The sequence below is a fragment of the Streptomyces sp. CA-251387 genome (assembly GCF_050936625.1).
In the GTDB taxonomy this organism is placed as follows: Bacteria; Actinomycetota; Actinomycetes; order Streptomycetales; family Streptomycetaceae; genus Streptomyces.
The window spans coordinates 3,861,325-3,878,338 of record NZ_JBNJMJ010000001.1 but is presented as its reverse complement, the minus strand read 5'-3'; the positions used below and the strand labels follow the sequence as shown (position 1 = coordinate 3,878,338).

At 71.5% G+C, this 17,014-nt stretch carries 18 protein-coding genes; 6 read left to right on the top strand and 12 right to left on the bottom strand.

The window, feature by feature from the left end; all coding sequences use genetic code 11:
• The gene (locus tag ACQEV2_RS17135) at nucleotides 1-1,200 is read left to right on the top strand and encodes a dipeptidase (protein WP_433041527.1); all 1,200 of its coding nucleotides are present in this window, start codon (nucleotides 1-3) and stop codon (nucleotides 1,198-1,200) included.
• Here the strand turns inward: ACQEV2_RS17135 and ACQEV2_RS17130 are convergent.
• On the bottom strand, nucleotides 1,140-2,279 hold the full coding sequence (locus ACQEV2_RS17130; RefSeq protein ID WP_433041524.1) for an alkene reductase: 1,140 nt from the start codon (nucleotides 2,277-2,279) through the stop codon (nucleotides 1,140-1,142). The two genes, ACQEV2_RS17135 and ACQEV2_RS17130, sit on opposite strands and share 61 nt — an antisense overlap.
• A gap of 64 nt (nucleotides 2,280-2,343) precedes the next feature.
• Between ACQEV2_RS17130 and ACQEV2_RS17125 the strand changes: the two genes are divergently transcribed.
• Together ACQEV2_RS17125 and ACQEV2_RS17120 are read left to right on the top strand one after the other, a co-directional pair.
• Nucleotides 2,344-2,703: a MerR family transcriptional regulator gene (locus ACQEV2_RS17125; RefSeq protein ID WP_433041521.1), complete on the top strand. Its 360-nt coding sequence runs from the start codon at nucleotides 2,344-2,346 to the stop codon at nucleotides 2,701-2,703.
• A gap of 116 nt (nucleotides 2,704-2,819) precedes the next feature.
• Nucleotides 2,820-3,947: a dipeptidase gene (locus ACQEV2_RS17120; protein ID WP_433041518.1), complete on the top strand. Its 1,128-nt coding sequence runs from the start codon at nucleotides 2,820-2,822 to the stop codon at nucleotides 3,945-3,947.
• A 17-nt stretch (nucleotides 3,948-3,964) separates the two neighbouring features.
• Here ACQEV2_RS17120 and ACQEV2_RS17115 read toward each other — a convergent pair whose 3' ends face one another.
• Both ACQEV2_RS17115 and ACQEV2_RS17110 read right to left on the bottom strand, forming a co-directional pair.
• A complete protein-coding gene (locus tag ACQEV2_RS17115; protein ID WP_433041515.1) occupies nucleotides 3,965-4,351 on the bottom strand; it encodes a VOC family protein in 387 nt (128 codons plus the stop codon).
• A gap of 44 nt (nucleotides 4,352-4,395) precedes the next feature.
• Nucleotides 4,396-4,755: a VOC family protein gene (locus tag ACQEV2_RS17110; RefSeq protein WP_433041512.1), complete on the bottom strand. Its 360-nt coding sequence runs from the start codon at nucleotides 4,753-4,755 to the stop codon at nucleotides 4,396-4,398.
• A 117-nt stretch (nucleotides 4,756-4,872) separates the two neighbouring features.
• Between ACQEV2_RS17110 and ACQEV2_RS17105 the strand changes: the two genes are divergently transcribed.
• Nucleotides 4,873-5,382 carry a CGNR zinc finger domain-containing protein gene (locus ACQEV2_RS17105; RefSeq protein ID WP_433041509.1) on the top strand — a complete coding sequence of 170 codons (510 nt, stop codon included), beginning with the start codon at nucleotides 4,873-4,875 and terminating at the stop codon, nucleotides 5,380-5,382.
• Here the strand turns inward: ACQEV2_RS17105 and ACQEV2_RS17100 are convergent.
• The 6 genes from ACQEV2_RS17100 to ACQEV2_RS17075 all read right to left on the bottom strand — a co-directional run bounded on the left by ACQEV2_RS17100 (nucleotide 5,379) and on the right by ACQEV2_RS17075 (nucleotide 11,454).
• Complete coding sequence (locus ACQEV2_RS17100) at nucleotides 5,379-6,080, bottom strand: cupredoxin domain-containing protein (RefSeq protein ID WP_433041506.1); 702 nt, start codon at nucleotides 6,078-6,080, stop codon at nucleotides 5,379-5,381. The two genes, ACQEV2_RS17105 and ACQEV2_RS17100, sit on opposite strands and share 4 nt — an antisense overlap.
• On the bottom strand, nucleotides 6,077-6,598 hold the full coding sequence (locus ACQEV2_RS17095; RefSeq protein WP_433041503.1) for a hypothetical protein: 522 nt from the start codon (nucleotides 6,596-6,598) through the stop codon (nucleotides 6,077-6,079). The genes ACQEV2_RS17100 and ACQEV2_RS17095 overlap by 4 nt, the downstream gene beginning before the upstream one ends.
• A gap of 117 nt (nucleotides 6,599-6,715) precedes the next feature.
• Entirely contained in the window at nucleotides 6,716-7,756 is a 1,041-nt protein-coding gene (locus ACQEV2_RS17090) for a cupredoxin domain-containing protein (protein ID WP_433041500.1), read from the bottom strand.
• Between the two features lie 27 nt (nucleotides 7,757-7,783).
• Nucleotides 7,784-9,100: a copper resistance protein CopC gene (locus ACQEV2_RS17085; protein WP_433041497.1), complete on the bottom strand. Its 1,317-nt coding sequence runs from the start codon at nucleotides 9,098-9,100 to the stop codon at nucleotides 7,784-7,786.
• Nucleotides 9,097-9,732 (bottom strand): hypothetical protein, encoded by a 636-nt coding sequence (locus ACQEV2_RS17080; protein WP_433041494.1) that lies wholly within the window; start codon nucleotides 9,730-9,732, stop codon nucleotides 9,097-9,099. The genes ACQEV2_RS17085 and ACQEV2_RS17080 overlap by 4 nt, the downstream gene beginning before the upstream one ends.
• A 378-nt stretch (nucleotides 9,733-10,110) precedes the next feature.
• Nucleotides 10,111-11,454: a UDP-glucose dehydrogenase family protein gene (locus tag ACQEV2_RS17075; protein ID WP_433041491.1), complete on the bottom strand. Its 1,344-nt coding sequence runs from the start codon at nucleotides 11,452-11,454 to the stop codon at nucleotides 10,111-10,113.
• 190 nt (nucleotides 11,455-11,644) lie between these two features.
• Between ACQEV2_RS17075 and ACQEV2_RS17070 the strand changes: the two genes are divergently transcribed.
• Nucleotides 11,645-12,802 carry an acyl-CoA dehydrogenase gene (locus tag ACQEV2_RS17070; RefSeq protein WP_433041488.1) on the top strand — a complete coding sequence of 386 codons (1,158 nt, stop codon included), beginning with the start codon at nucleotides 11,645-11,647 and terminating at the stop codon, nucleotides 12,800-12,802.
• 101 nt (nucleotides 12,803-12,903) lie between these two features.
• Here ACQEV2_RS17070 and ACQEV2_RS17065 read toward each other — a convergent pair whose 3' ends face one another.
• Entirely contained in the window at nucleotides 12,904-13,461 is a 558-nt protein-coding gene (locus ACQEV2_RS17065) for an acyl-CoA thioesterase (protein ID WP_433041485.1), read from the bottom strand.
• A 119-nt stretch (nucleotides 13,462-13,580) separates the two neighbouring features.
• Between ACQEV2_RS17065 and ACQEV2_RS17060 the strand changes: the two genes are divergently transcribed.
• Complete coding sequence (locus ACQEV2_RS17060) at nucleotides 13,581-14,867, top strand: LCP family protein (RefSeq protein ID WP_433041482.1); 1,287 nt, start codon at nucleotides 13,581-13,583, stop codon at nucleotides 14,865-14,867.
• Between the two features lie 60 nt (nucleotides 14,868-14,927).
• Here ACQEV2_RS17060 and ACQEV2_RS17055 read toward each other — a convergent pair whose 3' ends face one another.
• Together ACQEV2_RS17055 and ACQEV2_RS17050 are read right to left on the bottom strand one after the other, a co-directional pair.
• Nucleotides 14,928-15,290, bottom strand: a complete 363-nt coding sequence (locus ACQEV2_RS17055) for a four-helix bundle copper-binding protein (RefSeq protein ID WP_433041479.1) — start codon at nucleotides 15,288-15,290, stop codon at nucleotides 14,928-14,930.
• A 208-nt stretch (nucleotides 15,291-15,498) separates the two neighbouring features.
• Entirely contained in the window at nucleotides 15,499-16,956 is a 1,458-nt protein-coding gene (locus ACQEV2_RS17050) for an LCP family protein (protein WP_433041476.1), read from the bottom strand.
• Nucleotides 16,957-17,014 lie beyond the last annotated feature (58 nt).

Here is a 17,014-nt window from a genome sequence, read left to right as displayed (position 1 = left end):
ATGACCTCCGCTTCGCTGGGGGCAGCCCGGGAACTCCTGCGCGAGTTCCCGGTCGTCGACGGCCACAACGACCTCCCGTGGGCCCTGCGCGCCCAGGTCCGCTACGACCTCGACGCCCGCGACATCGCCACCGACCAGGCCGCCCATCTGCACACCGACATCCCCCGCCTGCGCGAGGGCGGTGTGGGCGCGCAGTTCTGGTCGGTGTTCGTACGGTCCGACTACGCCGGTGACACGGCGGTCAGCGCCACGCTCGAACAGATCGACTGCGTACGGCAGTTGCTGGCGCGCTACCCGAAGGACCTGCGCCCGGCGCTGACGGCGGCGGACATGGAGACAGCTCGCGCGGAGGGCCGTATCGCCTCCCTCATGGGCGCCGAAGGCGGCCACTCGATCGCGGGCTCCCTGGCCACGCTCCGTGCGCTGTACGCGCTCGGCGTCCGCTACATGACCCTCACCCACAACGACAACATCGCGTGGGCCGACTCGGCGACGGACGAACCGAACGTCGGCGGCCTGTCGGCCTTCGGCCGCGAGGTCGTCCGGGAGATGAACCGCGAGGGCATGCTGGTCGACCTCTCGCACGTGGCGGCCACGACGATGCGCGACGCGCTGGACACCTCCACCGCCCCGGTGATCTTCTCCCACTCCTCCGCCCGCGCGGTGTGCGACCACCCGCGCAACATCCCCGACGACGTCCTGGAACGCCTTCCCGGCAACGGCGGCGTCGCGATGGTGACGTTCGTGCCGAAGTTCGTGCTCCAGGCGGCGGTGGACTGGACGGCCGCGGCCGACGAGAACATGCGCGCCCACGGCTTCCACCACCTCGACACGACCGCCGAGGCGATGAAGGTGCACCGCGCCTTCGAGGAGAGCAACCCGCGCCCGGTCGCCACCGTGTCCACGGTCGCCGACCACCTGGACCACATGCGCGAGATCGTCGGCGTCGACCACCTGGGCATCGGCGGCGACTACGACGGCACCGCCTTCACCCCGGACGGCCTGAACGACGTCTCCGGCTACCCGAACCTGATCGCCGAGCTGCTGGACCGCGGCTGGTCGAAGCCCGACCTGGCCAAGCTGACCTGGCAGAACGCCGTACGCGTGCTGGGCGCGGCGGAGGACGTGGCCCGCGACCTTCAGGCGACGCGGGGGCCGTCCAACGCGACCATCGAGGAACTGGACGGACTGGACGGCTGATCGCCGAGGGCGGGGTAGTCGGTGTAGCCGGTCGCCCCGCCCGTGTACATCAGGTACCGCTCCCGCACCGGGTTGAGTGGCGCCCCGAGCCGCAGCCGCGTGACCAGGTCCGGGTTGGCGAGGAACGGCCGGCCGAGGGCGACCAGGTCGGCTCCGGCGGCCAGCATGTCCGTGGCGGCCCGGGTGACGGCCTCGGTGGTGAGGCCGGGCAGGACCGGGTTGCCGATGAGGACGCCGGGCCAGTCGGCGCGGATCCGTCGGTACACCGCCGTGTCCGGGTCGGCGTGCACGAGGTGCAGATAGGCCAGGTCCAGGTCCTTCAGCCGGGCCACCAGCGCCGGGTAGAGGACGTCGGTGTCGTCCTCCTCGATGCCGTTGACGGTGTTCCCCGGGGAGATCCGCACGCCCACCCGGTCGGCGCCGATCGCGTCGGCCACCGCCTCGGTGACCGCCGCCGTGAACCGCACCCTCCGCTCCACCGGCCCGCCGTATCCGTCCGTCCTGCGGTTGGTGTTCCCGGCGAGGAACTGGTGCAGCAGATGACCGTTGGCCGAGTGCACCTCGACGCCCTCGAAGCCCGCCTCGACGGCCCGCCGGGCCGCTGCGGCGAAGTCGGCGGCGGTGGCCCGGATGTCGTCCGCGGTCATCTCCCGGGGGACGACGGCGGGCCGGTGCCCGCGCGGAGTGAAGATCGTCTCCGGCAGGGGTACGGGGGAAGGTGCGACCGGCGTCAGACCGGTGGTCGCCGGGTGGCTGACCCGCCCGCCGTGCTGGAGCTGCAGGAACATCCGTCCGCCGCCCGCCCGCACGGCCTCGGTCACCCGCCGCCAACCGGCCATGTGCCGGTCGGTGTGCATCGCGGTGATGTTCGGGTACGTCTGCCCGACCGCGTTCGGCGTCGAGGCCTCGCCGATGATCAGGCCGGCGGTGGCGCGCTGGGCGTAGTGGGTGACCATCAGGGTGGTCGGGGTGCCGTCGGCTTCCGCGCGGTTGCGGGTGAGTGGCGCCATCACGAGGTGGTGGGGAAGTTCGAGCCGGCCCAGCCGGGCCGGTGTCAGGAAGTCCGGTGTCTGCCTCATGCCCGTACGCTAGAACCTGACATCAGTGTCAGATTCAAGCCCGGACCGAGCAGGGGGCGACGGCATGCGGATCGGAGAACTGGCCCGGCGCACCGGAGTGAGCGAGCGCTCGCTGCGCTACTACGAGACCCAGGGGCTGCTGCGCGCCGACCGCACCCCCGGCGGGCACCGCGACTACCCGGAAGCGGCCGTCGACCGGGTCATCCGGATCCAGGAGCTGTTCGCCGCCGGGCTGCACAGCAGCAGGATCGCCCAGCTGCTGCCCTGCATGCGGGACACCGACGGCGGCCCCTCCGCCATCGCCACGCCCCGGCTGGTCGAGGACCTCACCGCCGAGCGCGACCGCATCGACCGCATGATCGCCGACCTCGTCCGCTCCCGGGACACCCTGGACGAGGTGATCGAGGCGGCCCGGGAGCGCTGATCGGCACCCCCGCCTCCCGTACCCCCGAACGCCCCGCCCACCAGGAAGCAGCTCCGCGTCCGTGCGACGGTGAACCGTACTGCTGATCAGGATCCCGAGCACGTACGGAGACCGCCATGGCAGACCTCAAGGACGAACTGGACACCAGCCCCGAGGTCGGCGAACTCGACGGCCTGCCCGACCCGCTCCCCGCAAAGGCGTCCGAACCGGTCACCGGCCCGGCCGAAGGCCCCGACACCGACCTCCTCGACCGCGCCCATGCCCTGCTCGACGACCACCCCGTCGCCGACGGCTACAGCGGACTCCCGTCGGCGCTGCGCCACCTCCCCGGGGTCGACCTGGAGCTCGGCGAGGGCGCCGTCGACACGGATGTGCCGCGAATGCGCGAAGGCCACGTCGCCGCGCTGTTCTGGGCGCTCCACCTGCCCGAGGAACCGGCCGGGGACCGGGCCGTCGCGGCCACGCTGGACCAGCTGGACCTGGTGAAGACCGTCGTACGGGGCCACCCCGAGAGCCTGCGCCTCGCCGACGCCCCAGGGCCGATCACCGACGCCCGCCACACCGGCCGTATCGCCGTCCTGCTCGGCCCCGCGGCAGCCGCCGCCCTCGGCGACTCGCTCGCCATCCTGCGCTGCCTGCACGAGCTCGGGCTGCGCGCCCTCACCCTGTCCGGCACCTCCTGGGCGAGCGAGGCGGGGCTGACCCGGTTCGGCGAGGAGGTCCTGCGCGAGATGAACCGCCTCGGTGTGCTGGCCGACCTCTCCGGCGCCTCCGCCGACACCGTCCGCCGCGCGTGCGCGGTCTCCAAAGCCCCGGTCGTGTGCGCCCGCTCCGCCGCCCGCGCCCTGCGCGCCCACCCGGCCAACATCCCCGACGACCTGCTCGCCGTGCTGGGCGCCGCGCACGGCTTGTGCCTGGTGCCGCTGACCGCCGAGCAGACCGGCCCGTCCGTCCGGGACGTCGCCGACCACCTCGACCACGTCCGCGAGGTGGCGGGCCCCGAGTGCGTCGGCCTCTCCGGCGCGTACGACGCCGGCACCGCCCACCCCCAGGACCTCGCCGACGCCTCCCGCTACCCCCACCTCATCGCCGAGCTGCTGCGCCGGGGCTGGCCCGAAGCCGATATCGCGCTGCTGACCTGGGGCAATGTCCAGCGGGTGCTGCGCGAGGCCGACTTCACGGCGCGGGAGGCACAGCGGCGCCGGGAGCCGTCGACGGCCAAGATCGCGGACCTCGACGGGTAGCCGTTGCCGGTGCCGGATCAGGAGTGCACGATGCGGCAGAGGCAGAACGGATGCCCCGCCGGATCGGCGTACACCCGGAAATCGTCCTTGTCCTCCGCGTGCAGCAGCCGCGCGCCCAGCCCCAGCACCTTCTGCTGAGCCGCGTCGACCTCCTCCCAGGTGGACCCGGCGTCGAAGTCGAGGTGGAACTGCTGCGAGTTGCGGTCCGCCCGCGGCCACTCCGGCGGGGTGTAACCGGGCGCCGGCTGAAAGGCCAGCCGTGGCCCGCCCGGGAGCTGGAGGACGACCCACTCGGGGTCGTCCTCCTCCGGCGTACCGCCGCCTACGCCGGCGTAGAAGCGGGCGAGGGCGCGCGGGTCGGGGCAGTCGATGACGACGGAACGCAGACGGGTCACGGCGGCCATGGGATCCTCCCGGCGGTCAAGGCGTGATCAGCGGGCGCACGGAATCAGCAGGCGCACAGGCAGAACGGGTGCCCCGCCGGATCCGCGTAAACCCGGAAGCCGCGCGAGCGGTCCTCGGCGTCCAGTGGCTTCGCGCCCAGGGCCAGTACCTCTGCCTCGGCCGCGTCCAGGTCCTCGACGGTCAGGTCCAGATGGAACTGCTGCGAGTGATCGGCGGCGGGCCACTTCGGCGGTACGAACCCGGGGGCGGCCTGGAACGCGAGCGACTGCCCGCCGGGCACCTTCAGGTCCACCCAGTCTCCCTCCCCCTCGACGTCGCCGCCGAGCACGCGCGCGTAGAAGCCGGCGAGGGAGCGGGGGTCGGGACAGTCCAGGACGACGACGCCCAGTTCGGCAATGGCCATGACTTCCTCCTTGAAGCTCGGTTACCCCTACCGTCCGGCAAGGGGTAACACCGTTACTGCATACTCCCCCATAGGAGGTAACGTCGCAAGGGGAGCAGCGGGAGGTAGCGTGCAGCCATGAGTGAGAGGTCGCCCGCGCCCGGGGGTCTGGAGCTGGTCGAGTCCCTGGTCAACACGCTGGACATCGAGTCGGGTGCCGACTCGCTGGACACGGCGGAGGGCCGGGCACGCTTCGGGCTGGCCGAGGAGGACGTGCCGGGGGCGCGGGAGCTGCGGGAGTCCCTGCGGGTGGCGCTCCTCGCGCACGCGGGCCATCCGCCGCACCGGGCGGTGACGCCGCTGGGGCAGTTGCTGGCGGCGAGCCCGCTGGTCGTCGTGGTCGACGCCGCCGACGGCTCGGCCACCCTGGCTCCCGCCGAGGCGGCCCCACTGCCCTCCCGGATCGCGGCGGCGATCGCCCAGGCCCTCGTGGAGGGCACCTGGACCCGGCTGAAGGCGTGCGAGGCGGTCGACTGCCACTGGGCGTATTACGACCGCAGCCCGGCGGGCCGCGGTCGGTGGTGTTCCATGCAGGTGTGCGGGGCGCGGGCGAAGATGCGGCGGTATCGGGCCAAGGACGCCGGCTAGTTCTCCTCCGCTTCCTCGCGTGTGCGGGACGCCCGCGACCCCACGAGCAGCAGGCACAGCACCGCGACTCCCGCGACGATCCCGGTCAGGACCAGCAGGGGGTCCAGTGGGCGGGTCGTCGAGGCGGTGACCTGGGTCTGCGGCGCCGCGGTCGGTGTGGGCGTCGGTGACGGCGATACCTGCTGCGCGGCCGCCGGAGCCGATGGGGACGGGGTGGACTGGGTGGGCGTCGGCCTCGGTGAGTGCGTCGCCGTTGGCCGGTTCGGCGCGGTGGTGTGATGGCTCGACGATCCTGACCCCGCGTGCTGGTGAGTGGGCGTCGGTTCGGGCGCCGACGTCCTCGGTGCCGCCTCGACCACGATCCGGGCCGTCATGTTCGGGTGGACGGTGCAGTAGTAGGCGTACGTCCCCGGTGTCATGAACGTGAAGCTCCAGCTCCCGCCCTTGTTCAGCATGGGCGAGTGGAAGGCGGCCGGAGCGGACGTGGTCTTCACGTCGTGGGGGGCGGTGTCGTCGTTGGTCCAGGTCACCGTGGCACCGGCGGGGATCGTCAGGGTCGCGGGGCGGTACGCGTACCCGCTCATGGTCACCCGGTACGTCGCCGCCGAAGCCCGTCCGCCCGGCACCACGAACAGCAGCCCCAGCAGTACGGCTACGGCGACGACGGCGCCCGGGACCGCTCGCCGGGCCGCCCTCACGCGAACTCCCCGGCGACCAGCAGCCGCAGCCGGGTGGTGGGACGCAGCCGGCCGAACCGGAAGCCGGTGGCGCGCCGCAGCAGCCGGTACGGGAGCCGGGCCACCCCGACGCCGAGCAGCCGGTCGTCGGCCCGCTCGACGACCCGCAGCCGCAGCAGCACGGGGAAGTCGGTGCCGTCGATGCCGAGGTCACCGGTCAGCTGAACCGTGCCGGCGCTCTCGTGGGCGTGGTGGAGGGTGAGGACGCCCTTGAGGTGGGGGTCGTCGAACTCGAAGCGGAGGGTGAGGTGTTTCTCGGTTTGTTCCTCGGTGTGTTCCTCGGCGGCCGACACCGTGAGCGACGCGGCTGCGAGGGTGAGACGGCGACGGCGTACGGGCAACGGGCCGCACAGGCCGGTGAGTTCGACGAGCGAGCGGCCGGGGGCCACGGTGTAGCGGCCGGGCAGCGGCAGCCAGGGGGCGGCCGTACCGGGCGCCCCGGGCGGGGGCGGGTCGACGGGCAGGGTGACGGTTGTCATCCCGGTCTCCTTGGAAAGCGGTTCCGGAAGGGCTGCGGTGACGGGGACAATGGGGGAGCGCCGGTCCGGCCGACTGAGCCTCGGCCGGACCGGCGTCCGTCTTTCCGCACGGGCATGTCAGCAGCTGTTGGTGAGGAAGTCCTCGGTGGGGGCGAGCAGGTGCTCCGCCCAGACCGTGTGCATCTGCACGTAGCTGTCGGCGTTCAGCAGATCGGCGACCTGCTGCCCGGGCGACTCCTCCAGGTGCGCCTTGTTGATGTGGTCGAGGAGCACGCTGAGCGTGTCGTCGAGGACCGTGCCGCCGCCCTCGGTGGCGGGCGTCAGGATGCTCTCGATCCACACCGTGTGCGTCTTGATATACGCGTCCAGCGCGAGCGCGTCCTGCACCTGCTGGCCCGGGGACCGCTCCAGGTGTGCCGCGTTGAGGTGCTGGAGGATCGGCAGCAGCACATCCCGGGCGCTGGTGCACTGGTCGTCGTCACCGGAGCCGCCGCCGGACGTACCGCCCGACGCGCCACCGGACGTGCCTCCCGACGAACCGCCGGAAGTGCCACCGGACGTACCGCCCGAGCCGCCCCCGGAGCCGGACCCACCGGAGGAGCCGCCGCCGGATCCGCCCGAGGTGCCCCCGGACGAACCGCCGGAACCTCCGGACGACCCGCCGCCGTCGGCGGCCACGACCTTCACGGACGCGACCATGTCGGGGTGCACCGCGCAGTAGTACTCGTACGTCCCGGCCGTGGTGAAGGTGTACGACCACGAGTCGCCCTGCTCCAGCGTGCCCGAGTCGAACTTCTTCGGGCCCTTGGTCGTGGTGACCGTGTGCGGCACGCTGTCGTGGTTGGTCCAGCGGACCGTGTCGCCGACCTCGACGACGAGTTGCTTCCCGTCGCCGAACTTGTTGTTCATGATGTCGACCTGGTGGTCCGGCGCCGCATCGGCGGCCGGCTGGGCCTGCGCCGCGGCGGCCGCGGGCGCCTGAGCCGCGCCCGCGTCCGCCGTGGAGGCCCCGGACGCCGAGGTGCCCGAGGCGGCCTGGAGCAGCCCCAGGCTGAGCACCGCGGTCAGGGCCGCGCCGAGTCCGGCGACCAGCAGACCCCGGTTGCCCGAGGGCGCCCGGCGGCGCGGTGCCGCGTCGCTCTCATTACGTCGTTTCAACACAACTCCTTTGATTTTACTGGGAGTTCACTGGCCAGGATGGGTCGTGACCAGCAGACTCGTCACGGCGAGCACGACGAGGACGAGCCCCGTCTCGGCCGCGACCGAGTAACCGAAGGGCCGCACGGCGGCGGCGTCACCGCGCAGCAGCACGGCGAGATCGAGGCGGGTGCGCACCCACTGACGGCTGGCGAGGGCGGCGAGCAGGACGACGCCGAGCACGGCCGTCTTCAGGAGCAGCAACCGCCCGTACGAGGTGTGCAGCAGGGCGTCGTACGACCCCACGACCTGCCACGCCAGCACCAGCCCGGCCGCGACGATGCCCGCCACGCCGGTCGCCGCCAGCCGTGCGTAGCCCGGCACCACCGCGGCCAACTCCCCGGCCCGGCGCCGCGGCAGTACGGCCACCGCGAGCATGACCAGCCCGCCGACCCACAGCGACACACCGAGCAGATGCACGAGGTCGGCGACCGCGCCCCAAGTGGGCTCGCTGCCCTCGGAGTTGTGGCCCGCCATGCCGGTCGCCCGCAGCAGCCCGAGGCAGACGGCGAGCGCGCCGACCCGCCAGCCGGGGGAGCGGGAGGTGCGGGGCCCGCCCTGCAGCAGTGCGCTCAGCACCACCGCCGCGAGCACCCACAGCAGGACGCGGGCGGCGAGCACGACGCCGGGCTCGGCGGTCAGGACGTCCGCGTACGTCTCGGCGCGCACGGTGTCACGCAGGCTGCCGAGGGTGGCGTACGCGCCCTGGAGGCCGATGCCCGCCACCGACGTCAGCAGCCCGCACGTCCAGGCCAGGCCCAGCAGTGCCCGGGCCCGCGGCTCGTGCGCGCCGCGCGGCCACAGCAGCGTGACGAAGGCGAGGCCGCCGACGAACAGCGCCAGCGAGAGATAGCCGGCCCAGCGGGCGGCGACGAGGCCCTTCCGCACCAGGGGGGACGGTGCGGGCGCGGCCTCGTCGCCGCGGTCCCGGTCGGCGGGCGCGCCGACGCCGAAGTCGAGGCGGCCGGACGAGGCATGCCCGTCCTCCTCGTCGACGACCGACCAGACGACGGCGAAAGCGCCGTCCGCCGGGTGCCCGAGGGCGGCCCGTACGACTTCGCCCTTGTGCCCGGGCACGAGGGACACCGGCAGCCGGTCGCCGTCCAGCGTCATCACGCGTACGTCGGCGACCTCGACCGGCTCGTCGAAGGTGAGGGTGAGGTGCTCGGGAGCCCGCTTCAGCTCGGCGCCGTTGGCGGGGCTGGAGGTGACCAGCTCGGTGTGGGCGGAGGCGTACGGGGTGCCGAGGAGGACGTAGAGGAGCGGCGTGAGGACGAGGAGGGCGAGGGCGCGGCGCGGCGTCATGGCGTCGCCTCCGGGGAGGGGGCCGGCGTGGGGGTGGGCGTGCCGCCGAGCAGGGAGGAGAGGGGAGCGAGGCCGACACAGGGGGAGGGCTGAGGGGTCGGGGAGGCCTCGGGCGTGGGGTTGAGGAGGCCGAAGACGGGCTCGGTGAGGCCGGTGAGGAGCGGTCGTACGAGACGGACCTCGCCGTCCTCGCAGCTGCCGTCACCGTCGCCGTCGGTGGGTGGCGGGGTGGTGGCCGGGTCGGACGGGGAGGGCGTGGGCGTGGAACCCGGCGGGGTGGGGGAGGTGCCGTGACCGGTGTGACCGGAGTCGCCGGTGTGGCCAGTGTGGTCCTCGCCCGTGCCGCCGGGGTAGAAGACGCCGGTTCCGCCGGTGACGGGCGGCATCCAGGTGCCCGTCGAGCCGCCCGGGGTTCCTCCTGAGGCGTCCCCCGGCGCTGTCGGCGGGGCCGGGGCGGCCGGGGCGGACGGTGTCGTGGCCGCGGGCGGGGCGGCGCTCGGGGTGGAGGAGGCGGAGGGGGCGCCGATTCCCGACGCATACCCCAGCACGACCACCACGGCGCCGACGAGCGCCCCCGCGACCAGTTCGTCACGGTGGTCCTGCGGCCACAGAGCCCGGCGGAACAGGGGCATGATCACTCCTGGCATGGTCCGTTCAAACGGGCGAACGCGGACCAGTGGAGTGGCGCGCGAATTCCACGCGGCTACATGCCAGTTAAACGGCTGTTGCGGTGCCTCTCTTTCGGGGGGACCCCCACTGTGAGACCGGTTGAGATCGCCGTTATTCCGCGCAATGCGACTGTGGAGAATTCGCGGACGGCCTTTTCTGTTCCCTCACGCTACTCGAATAGAATTCGGCGGCAGGTGGGGATTTCAAGGAGAACGGCATATGTCGTCGCCCGGGCTCGGCGGGGGCTGGGCGCGGGCGACACAGGCAGCAGTCGGCCCCTCCGCCGAAGGGAGGGGCCGTGCGGGCACCGCAATTCTCCTGCCGAAGAGCCCGACCGTAATTCAGGCCGTCGGCCGCCCCATCGCCCGATAAGCCCAGCCGGCCTTCCGCCACAGCTCCGGGTCCAGGGCATTGCGTCCGTCGAGAATGACCCGCGCCGCCGCGGCCTCACCGAGCGCCGCCGGATCGAGCTCGCGGAATTCCCGCCATTCCGTCAGATGCAGGACGACATCGGCGCCCCGCACCGCGTCGATCGCGCTGTCGGCATAGCCGAGGGTCGGGAAGAGGCGGCGGGCGTTCACCATGCCCTTGGGGTCGTACACCGTGACCTGGCCGCCCTGGAGGTGGATCTGCCCGGCGACGTTCAGCGCGGGCGAGTCCCGTACGTCGTCCGAGTCGGGCTTGAAGGTGGCGCCGAGCACCGCGACCCGCTTGCCGAGGAAGGGCCCGCCGCCCAGCGCCTGCCGGGCGAGCTCCACCATCTGGCCGCGCTGACGCATGTTGATGGAGTCGATCTCGCGCAGGAACGTCAGCGCCTGGTCGGCGCCCAGCTCACCGGCCCGGGCCATGAAGGCGCGGATGTCCTTGGGCAGACAGCCGCCGCCGAAGCCGATGCCGGCCCGCAGGAACTTCCGGCCGATCCGGTCGTCGTACCCGATGGCCTCCGCGAGCTTGGCGACATCGCCGCCGGCGGCCTCGCAGACCTCCGCCATCGCGTTGATGAAGGAGATCTTGGTGGCGAGGAAGGAGTTGGCGGAGGTCTTCACCAGCTCGGCGGTGGGGAAGTCGGTGACGACGAAGGGGGATCCGGCGGCGATCGGCGTGGCGTACACCTCGCGCAACAGCTTCTCGGCCCGCTCGCTGCGGACGCCGACCACGATCCGGTCCGGCTGGAGCGTGTCCTCGACGGCGAAGCCCTCGCGCAGGAACTCCGGGTTCCAGGCCAGCTCGGCGTCCTCACCGGCCGGCGCGTGCTCGGCGAGGTACGCGGCGAGGCGGTCCGCGGAGCCGACGGGGACGGTGGACTTGCCGACGACGAGGGCGGCGTTCTTCAGATGCGGGGCCAGCGCGGCGAAGGCGGCGTCGACGTACGACATGTCGCAGGCGTACTCGCCATGGCGCTGCGGAGTGTTGACGCACACGAAGTGGACATCACCGAACTCCCCGACCTCGGCCCAGTCCATGGTGAACCGCAGCCGCCCGGTCGACCCCTCGATGCCGGCGACGTGCTTGCGCAGCAGCTCCTCAAGACCCGGCTCGAACATCGGGACCTGGCCCCGCTGAAGCATCTCGATCTTCTCGGGCACGACATCCAGCCCCAGCACCTCGAACCCGAGCTCGGCCATGGCCGCGGCGTGGGTGGCGCCGAGATAGCCGGTACCGATCACGGTGATCTTCAGGGCCATGGAGACTCCAGCAAACGAGGACGGGGCAGTGCGGGCCTGAGCATAGTCGGCGGGTCCGACGGGCAACTTCCCCGCTGTCGCCAAGCTCACGTATCACTCCCGTGAGCCGACCCCTAAAATTTGAGTTACTTAACGGTAATTAGCGCCAGCATCGCACTTGCAACCCAGCGTCCTTGGAGCGTGAGAGACCTTGGCCGGATCGGCTGACTTCGACCTGTACCGCCCGTCCGAGGAGCACGACATGCTCCGTGACGCCATCCGCTCCCTGGCCGAGGCGAAGATCGCGCCGTACGCCGCCGCGGTGGACGAGGAGGCCCGCTTCCCGCAGGAGGCGCTGGAGGCGCTGGTCGCGAACGACCTGCACGCGGTGCACGTGCCCGAGGAGTACGGCGGCGCGGGCGCGGACGCGCTGGCGACGGTGATAGTGATCGAGGAGGTCGCGCGGGTCTGCGCGAGCTCCTCCCTCATCCCGGCCGTGAACAAGCTGGGCTCCCTGCCCGTGATCCTCTCCGGCTCCGAGGACCTGAAGAAGAAGTACATGACGCCGCTCGCCAAGGGCGACGGCATGTTCTCGTACTGCCTCTCCGAGCCCGACGCCGGTTCGGATGCGGCCGGAATGAAGACGAAGGCGGTCCGCGACGGCGACCACTGGGTCCTGAACGGCGTGAAGCGCTGGATCACCAACGCCGGCGTCTCCGAGTACTACACGGTGATGGCGGTCACGGACCCGAGCAAGCGCTCCAAGGGCATCAGCGCCTTCGTCGTCGAGAAGTCGGACGAGGGCGTCTCCTTCGGCGCCCCCGAGAAGAAGCTCGGCATCAAGGGCTCGCCGACGCGCGAGGTCTACCTGGACAACGTTCGCATCCCGGCCGACCGCATGATCGGCGAGGAGGGCACCGGCTTCGCGACGGCGATGAAGACGCTGGACCACACCCGCATCACCATCGCCGCGCAGGCCCTCGGCATTGCCCAGGGCGCCCTCGACTACGCCAAGGGCTACGTCCAGGAGCGCAAGCAGTTCGGCAAGCCGATCGCCGACTTCCAGGGCATCCAGTTCATGCTCGCCGACATGGCGATGAAGATCTCGGCCGCCCGCGCCCTGACCTACCAGGCCGCCGCCGCCTCCGAGCGCGGCGACGCCGACCTCACCTACCTGGGCGCCGCCGCCAAGTGCTTCGCCTCGGACGTGGCGATGGAGGTCACCACGGACGCCGTCCAGCTCCTCGGCGGGTACGGCTACACCCGTGACTACCCGGTCGAGCGCATGATGCGCGACGCCAAGATCACGCAGATCTACGAGGGCACGAACCAGGTCCAGCGGATCGTCATGGCCCGCAACCTGCCGTAAAGGCTGCTGAGCTGTGCACTGAGGGGCGCCCCCACCGGGGCGCCCCTCATTAGTTTCCCAACCTCGAGCCGGGCCTCAGCCCCGCGTCTCAGCCCCGGTCCTCAGTCCTCGAACCCCTCCGCCAGCCGCTTCTCCCGCAGCTCCTTGATCGCCCGCCGCCGCGCCAGCCGGTGCGTCCGCCTGATCTGCGCCTCCTGGTACCGCCGCTTGTCGCGCTCGGTCTCCGGTATCACCGGCGGCACCCGGCGCGGCTTGCCGTCGGCGTCCACCGCCGCGAACACCAGGTAGGCCGAGCCGACCTGGGTGGGTGGCGCCGACTCGTTCCAGCGCTCGGCCAGGACGCGTACACCGACCTCCATCGAGGTGCGCCCGGTCCAGTTGACCTGGGCTTTCACATGGACGAGGTCGCCGACGCGGACCGGCTCCAGGAAGGCCATCTCGTCCATGGACGCGGTGACGGCGGGGCCGCCGCTGTGCCGGCCGGCCACCGCGCCCGCGGCATCGTCGACGAGCTTCATGATCACACCGCCGTGCACCGTCCCCAGAAGGTTCGTGTCGTTGTGGGTCATGATGTGGCTGAGGGTGGTGCGGGACGCCGATGTCGGCTTGCCCGGGATCTCCGGAGTGCCCGACTCCGCGGTGGTGACCTGGTCTGTCATGGCCTCCACCTTATGCCGCGTCGACATTCGCGGACTTTGTGTTGGGTTCGCAACAGCCGTGCCCCTATTTTCCGCCGAACCTTGTAAGACACCTGGCCGTGCCCTGCATAGTGGGGCGCATGAATGACTGGCCCCAGGGATGGTCCGACGACAACCGCGGCAACCGTTACGGACGCGGCAGCGCGAGCGCACAGCCTGAAGGCGCGCGCGTGATGCGCCAGGTCCGCCGCGGTCCGGCGGCACCGCCCGGCCAGGGCTACGGCGGGGTGCCGCAGCAGCCGTCGTACGTGAACGGCCGGGGCCACGGTGGCTACGGCGACGACGCCGCCTACGACGACGGATACGACAGCGGCTACAACACGGGCCAGGTCTACGGCGGGGGCGGCGGCTCCGGCGGTACGGGGATGCGCGAGCCGCGGCCCGCGCCGAACTGGCGGCGCCGTATCAAGGTGACTGCGATAACCCTGGTGACGGTGCTGGCCGTGACGACCGTCGCCACCTACTTCTGGGCCGACGGCAAGCTCAACCGCGAGGTCGACCTGTCCAAGGTCATCGACCGGCCGGAGGCGGGCGAGGGCACGAACTACCTGATCGTCGGCTCCGACAGCCGTGCGGGCATGTCGGCCGAGGAGAAGAAGAAGCTGCACACCGGGTCCGCCGAGGGCAAGCGCACGGACTCGATGATGATCCTGCACACCGGCAGCAACGGCGACACGCTGATCTCCCTGCCCCGCGACTCGAACGTCACCATCCCGTCGTACAAGGGCTCCGACTCCGGGAAGCTCTACCAGGGCACCGGCCGTCAGGTGAAGCTGAACGCGGCGTACGCCGAGGACGGTCCCGAGCTGCTGGTCCGCACCGTCGAGGCCAACACCGGTCTGCACATCGACCACTACGTCGAGATCGGCTTCGCGGGCTTCGCGAACATCGTCGACTCGGTCGGCGGTGTCGAGATCGACATCCCGCAGGACATCAAGGACTCCAAGTCCGGCGCGGACTTCAAGAAGGGCAAGCAGACCCTGAACGGCGAGGAGGCGCTCGCCTTCGTCCGCACCCGGTACGCGCTGGCCGGCTCCGACCTGGACCGCACGAAGAACCAGCAGAAGTTCCTGTCGGCCCTGGCCAACCAGGTCGCGACGCCGGGCACCGTCCTGAACCCCTTCAAGCTGTACCCGACCATGGGCGCCGGCCTGGACTCCCTGATCGTCGACAAGGACATGAGCCTGTGGGACCTGGCGTCCATGTTCTGGGCGATGAAGGGCGTCAGCGGCGGCGAGGGCAAGTCCATGAACATGCCGATCTCGGGCAACTCCGCGAACGGCAACCTCCAGTGGGACACCGCGAAGGTGAAGACCCTGGTGGAGCAGCTGAAGAACGACGAGACGGTGACCGTCTCCGGCAAGTGAGCACCACCTCCATGTCGAGGGCACCCCGAGGGGTGCCCTCGCGTGCTGTCCGGGCGGTCCTCACATGGTGGCGCCCGACATCGTGCGGCAGCTCTCGGCGCAGCGGCGACACGCCTCGGCACAGCGCTTCATCTGGAGATCGTCCGGCATGGACATACACGCCTCGGCGCACATCTCACAGGCCTTGGCGCACATCGCGCACATCTCGGCCGACATGGGCGAGCGGCGCATCATCATGTCCGCGCACATGCGGGTCGTCTCGGCGCAGTCCATGAGCGCCCGCATGATCTGCATCTGCGGCTGACCGCCCATCTGCATGCAGGAGCTCATCGTCTCCTCGCAGACGGCGTGGCAGGACATGCAAGCGTCGATGCAGTCCTGCATCTCCTTGCTCATCGCGGGCAGGGTTCCGGGCTGGGTCATGGCTCCTCCTGGGACCAGAGGGGCCCGGGGCGGGCCCCGTGCCCTTCCGTCCTACGCCCACCCGCCGCGGCGCGCCATCGGGCGGACGCCAACAATTCCCACCAGATGCCGCATGGAGCAACGTGCCCGGCATTCCGCCGGAGACTGTCGTACGGGGCCATTGGAGTTACGGACTGTATGTCACTGTCGCGCGGTGCGTGACTCTCCGTCACGAGCACCCCGTCTCGTCACCCCGCACCACGATGGACTCGCCCTGCGTCGGATCCTCCGACCGCACCTTCCGGACCTGCCGGAAGTCCGCCCCCACGATCACCTTCAGCGTCGGCCCCAGCCCCTTCACCGGCCGCAGCTCACTCCCCGGCAGCGCGGCCGCCAGCGACTTCGCCGAGCGGTCCCAGCGCGGGTCGTGGGCGACGACCGTCCGCTTCAGCGAGCGGTCCTCCGCGTCCACCGGCCGCCCGGTCGTACGGAACCCGGTGGCCGCCAGTGCCGTGTCGACGCGCTTGCCCAGGCCTTCCGTGTGCGTGCCGTTCTCCACCTGCACATGGATCTCCTGCGGGGCCACCTCCACCCGGACCACCTTGGTCCTCTTGCGGTGCGCGGCCAGCGGCTGGTCCTCGCGCAGGGCCCGGAAGAGGCGCTCGGCCTTCGCGGAGTCCCACTTCACGGTGGAACCGACGCCCTTCACGTTGTATCCGATCTGCCGGATGGGCACGGTCGTGAACTCCGACGACGACGGCGAGAAGTTCCGCATCGCCCGCCCGAGGTCCAGCAGCTCGCCCGTCCCGAAGCCCTTGTCGGCCCGCACCGAGCCCAGCACCGCCCGCGTCACGTCCCGGAACCGCATCGGGTTCAGCAGGATCCCGGACGACGTCGCCCGCTCGATCAGCGCCGCCATGAACCGCTGCTGGCGCTGCATCCGGCCCAGGTCGGAGCCGCTGTCCACATGCCTGGCGCGCACGTACTGCAGCGCCTCGCCGCCCATCAGCCGGTGCGTGCCGGCCGGCAGGTCGAGTCCGGTGTACGAGTCCTTCAGCGGCTCGGCGGTGCACACCTGCACGCCACCCACCACGTCCACCGTCTTCATGAAGCTGGTGAAGTCGACCTCCAGATAGTGGTCGATCTTGATGTGGGTCATGTGCTCGACCGTGCGCACGGTGAGGTTCGGACCGCCCTCCGCGTACGCCGCGTTGATCTTGATCGGGTGCGCCTTGTGTCCCTCACCGGCCGGCACCTCGGCGTACGAGTCACGCGGCAGGCTCACCACGCTCGCCCGCTCCCGGTCCTCCGAGATGTGCACGATCATGATCGTGTCGGTGCAGTGACAGGGGGCCCCGCCGAGCCGGTACTTGCGCCGCTCCTCCTCGCTGATGCGGTCGCGGCCGTCCGTGCCGACGAGCAGCACGTTCATCCCGTGCCCCGCCTGCGGACGGTTCTTCATGTCCTTGAACGGGTCCACGCGTGCGATCTTCGCGTCCAGGCTGGTGACCACCGCGTGCCCGATCCCCGCGGAGGCGAGGACCACGACGGACAGCGTGGTCACCGCCCGCATGGCCCAGCGCGGCCGCTTCCGCCGTACCGGCGCGACCGGCCGTGCCCCGCCGCGGCGGGACGGCTGCGGACGACGCTGCGCGGGAGGAGGGGACTGGCGGGGCGGCGTGGGCATGGGGGAGATACCTCCGCTGGGGCTTGCCCTGGGGGCCGTACGTGGGTCCGTGAGCACC

Bases quoted from the DNA above. Each gene is read 5' to 3' on its own strand.
- ACQEV2_RS17135 (WP_433041527.1), top strand. From the start codon at position 1: ATGACCTCCGCTTCGCTGGGGGCAGCCCGGGAACTCCTGCGCGAGTTC.
- ACQEV2_RS17130 (WP_433041524.1), bottom strand. From the start codon at position 2,279: ATGAGGCAGACACCGGACTTCCTGACACCGGCCCGGCTGGGCCGGCTC.
- ACQEV2_RS17125 (WP_433041521.1), top strand. From the start codon at position 2,344: ATGCGGATCGGAGAACTGGCCCGGCGCACCGGAGTGAGCGAGCGCTCG.
- ACQEV2_RS17120 (WP_433041518.1), top strand. From the start codon at position 2,820: ATGGCAGACCTCAAGGACGAACTGGACACCAGCCCCGAGGTCGGCGAA.
- ACQEV2_RS17115 (WP_433041515.1), bottom strand. From the start codon at position 4,351: ATGGCCGCCGTGACCCGTCTGCGTTCCGTCGTCATCGACTGCCCCGAC.
- ACQEV2_RS17110 (WP_433041512.1), bottom strand. From the start codon at position 4,755: ATGGCCATTGCCGAACTGGGCGTCGTCGTCCTGGACTGTCCCGACCCC.
- ACQEV2_RS17105 (WP_433041509.1), top strand. From the start codon at position 4,873: ATGAGTGAGAGGTCGCCCGCGCCCGGGGGTCTGGAGCTGGTCGAGTCC.
- ACQEV2_RS17095 (WP_433041503.1), bottom strand. From the start codon at position 6,598: ATGACAACCGTCACCCTGCCCGTCGACCCGCCCCCGCCCGGGGCGCCC.
- ACQEV2_RS17085 (WP_433041497.1), bottom strand. From the start codon at position 9,100: ATGACGCCGCGCCGCGCCCTCGCCCTCCTCGTCCTCACGCCGCTCCTC.
- ACQEV2_RS17080 (WP_433041494.1), bottom strand. From the start codon at position 9,732: ATGCCCCTGTTCCGCCGGGCTCTGTGGCCGCAGGACCACCGTGACGAA.
- ACQEV2_RS17075 (WP_433041491.1), bottom strand. From the start codon at position 11,454: ATGGCCCTGAAGATCACCGTGATCGGTACCGGCTATCTCGGCGCCACC.
- ACQEV2_RS17065 (WP_433041485.1), bottom strand. From the start codon at position 13,461: ATGACAGACCAGGTCACCACCGCGGAGTCGGGCACTCCGGAGATCCCG.
- ACQEV2_RS17060 (WP_433041482.1), top strand. From the start codon at position 13,581: ATGAATGACTGGCCCCAGGGATGGTCCGACGACAACCGCGGCAACCGT.
- ACQEV2_RS17055 (WP_433041479.1), bottom strand. From the start codon at position 15,290: ATGACCCAGCCCGGAACCCTGCCCGCGATGAGCAAGGAGATGCAGGAC.
- ACQEV2_RS17050 (WP_433041476.1), bottom strand. From the start codon at position 16,956: ATGCCCACGCCGCCCCGCCAGTCCCCTCCTCCCGCGCAGCGTCGTCCG.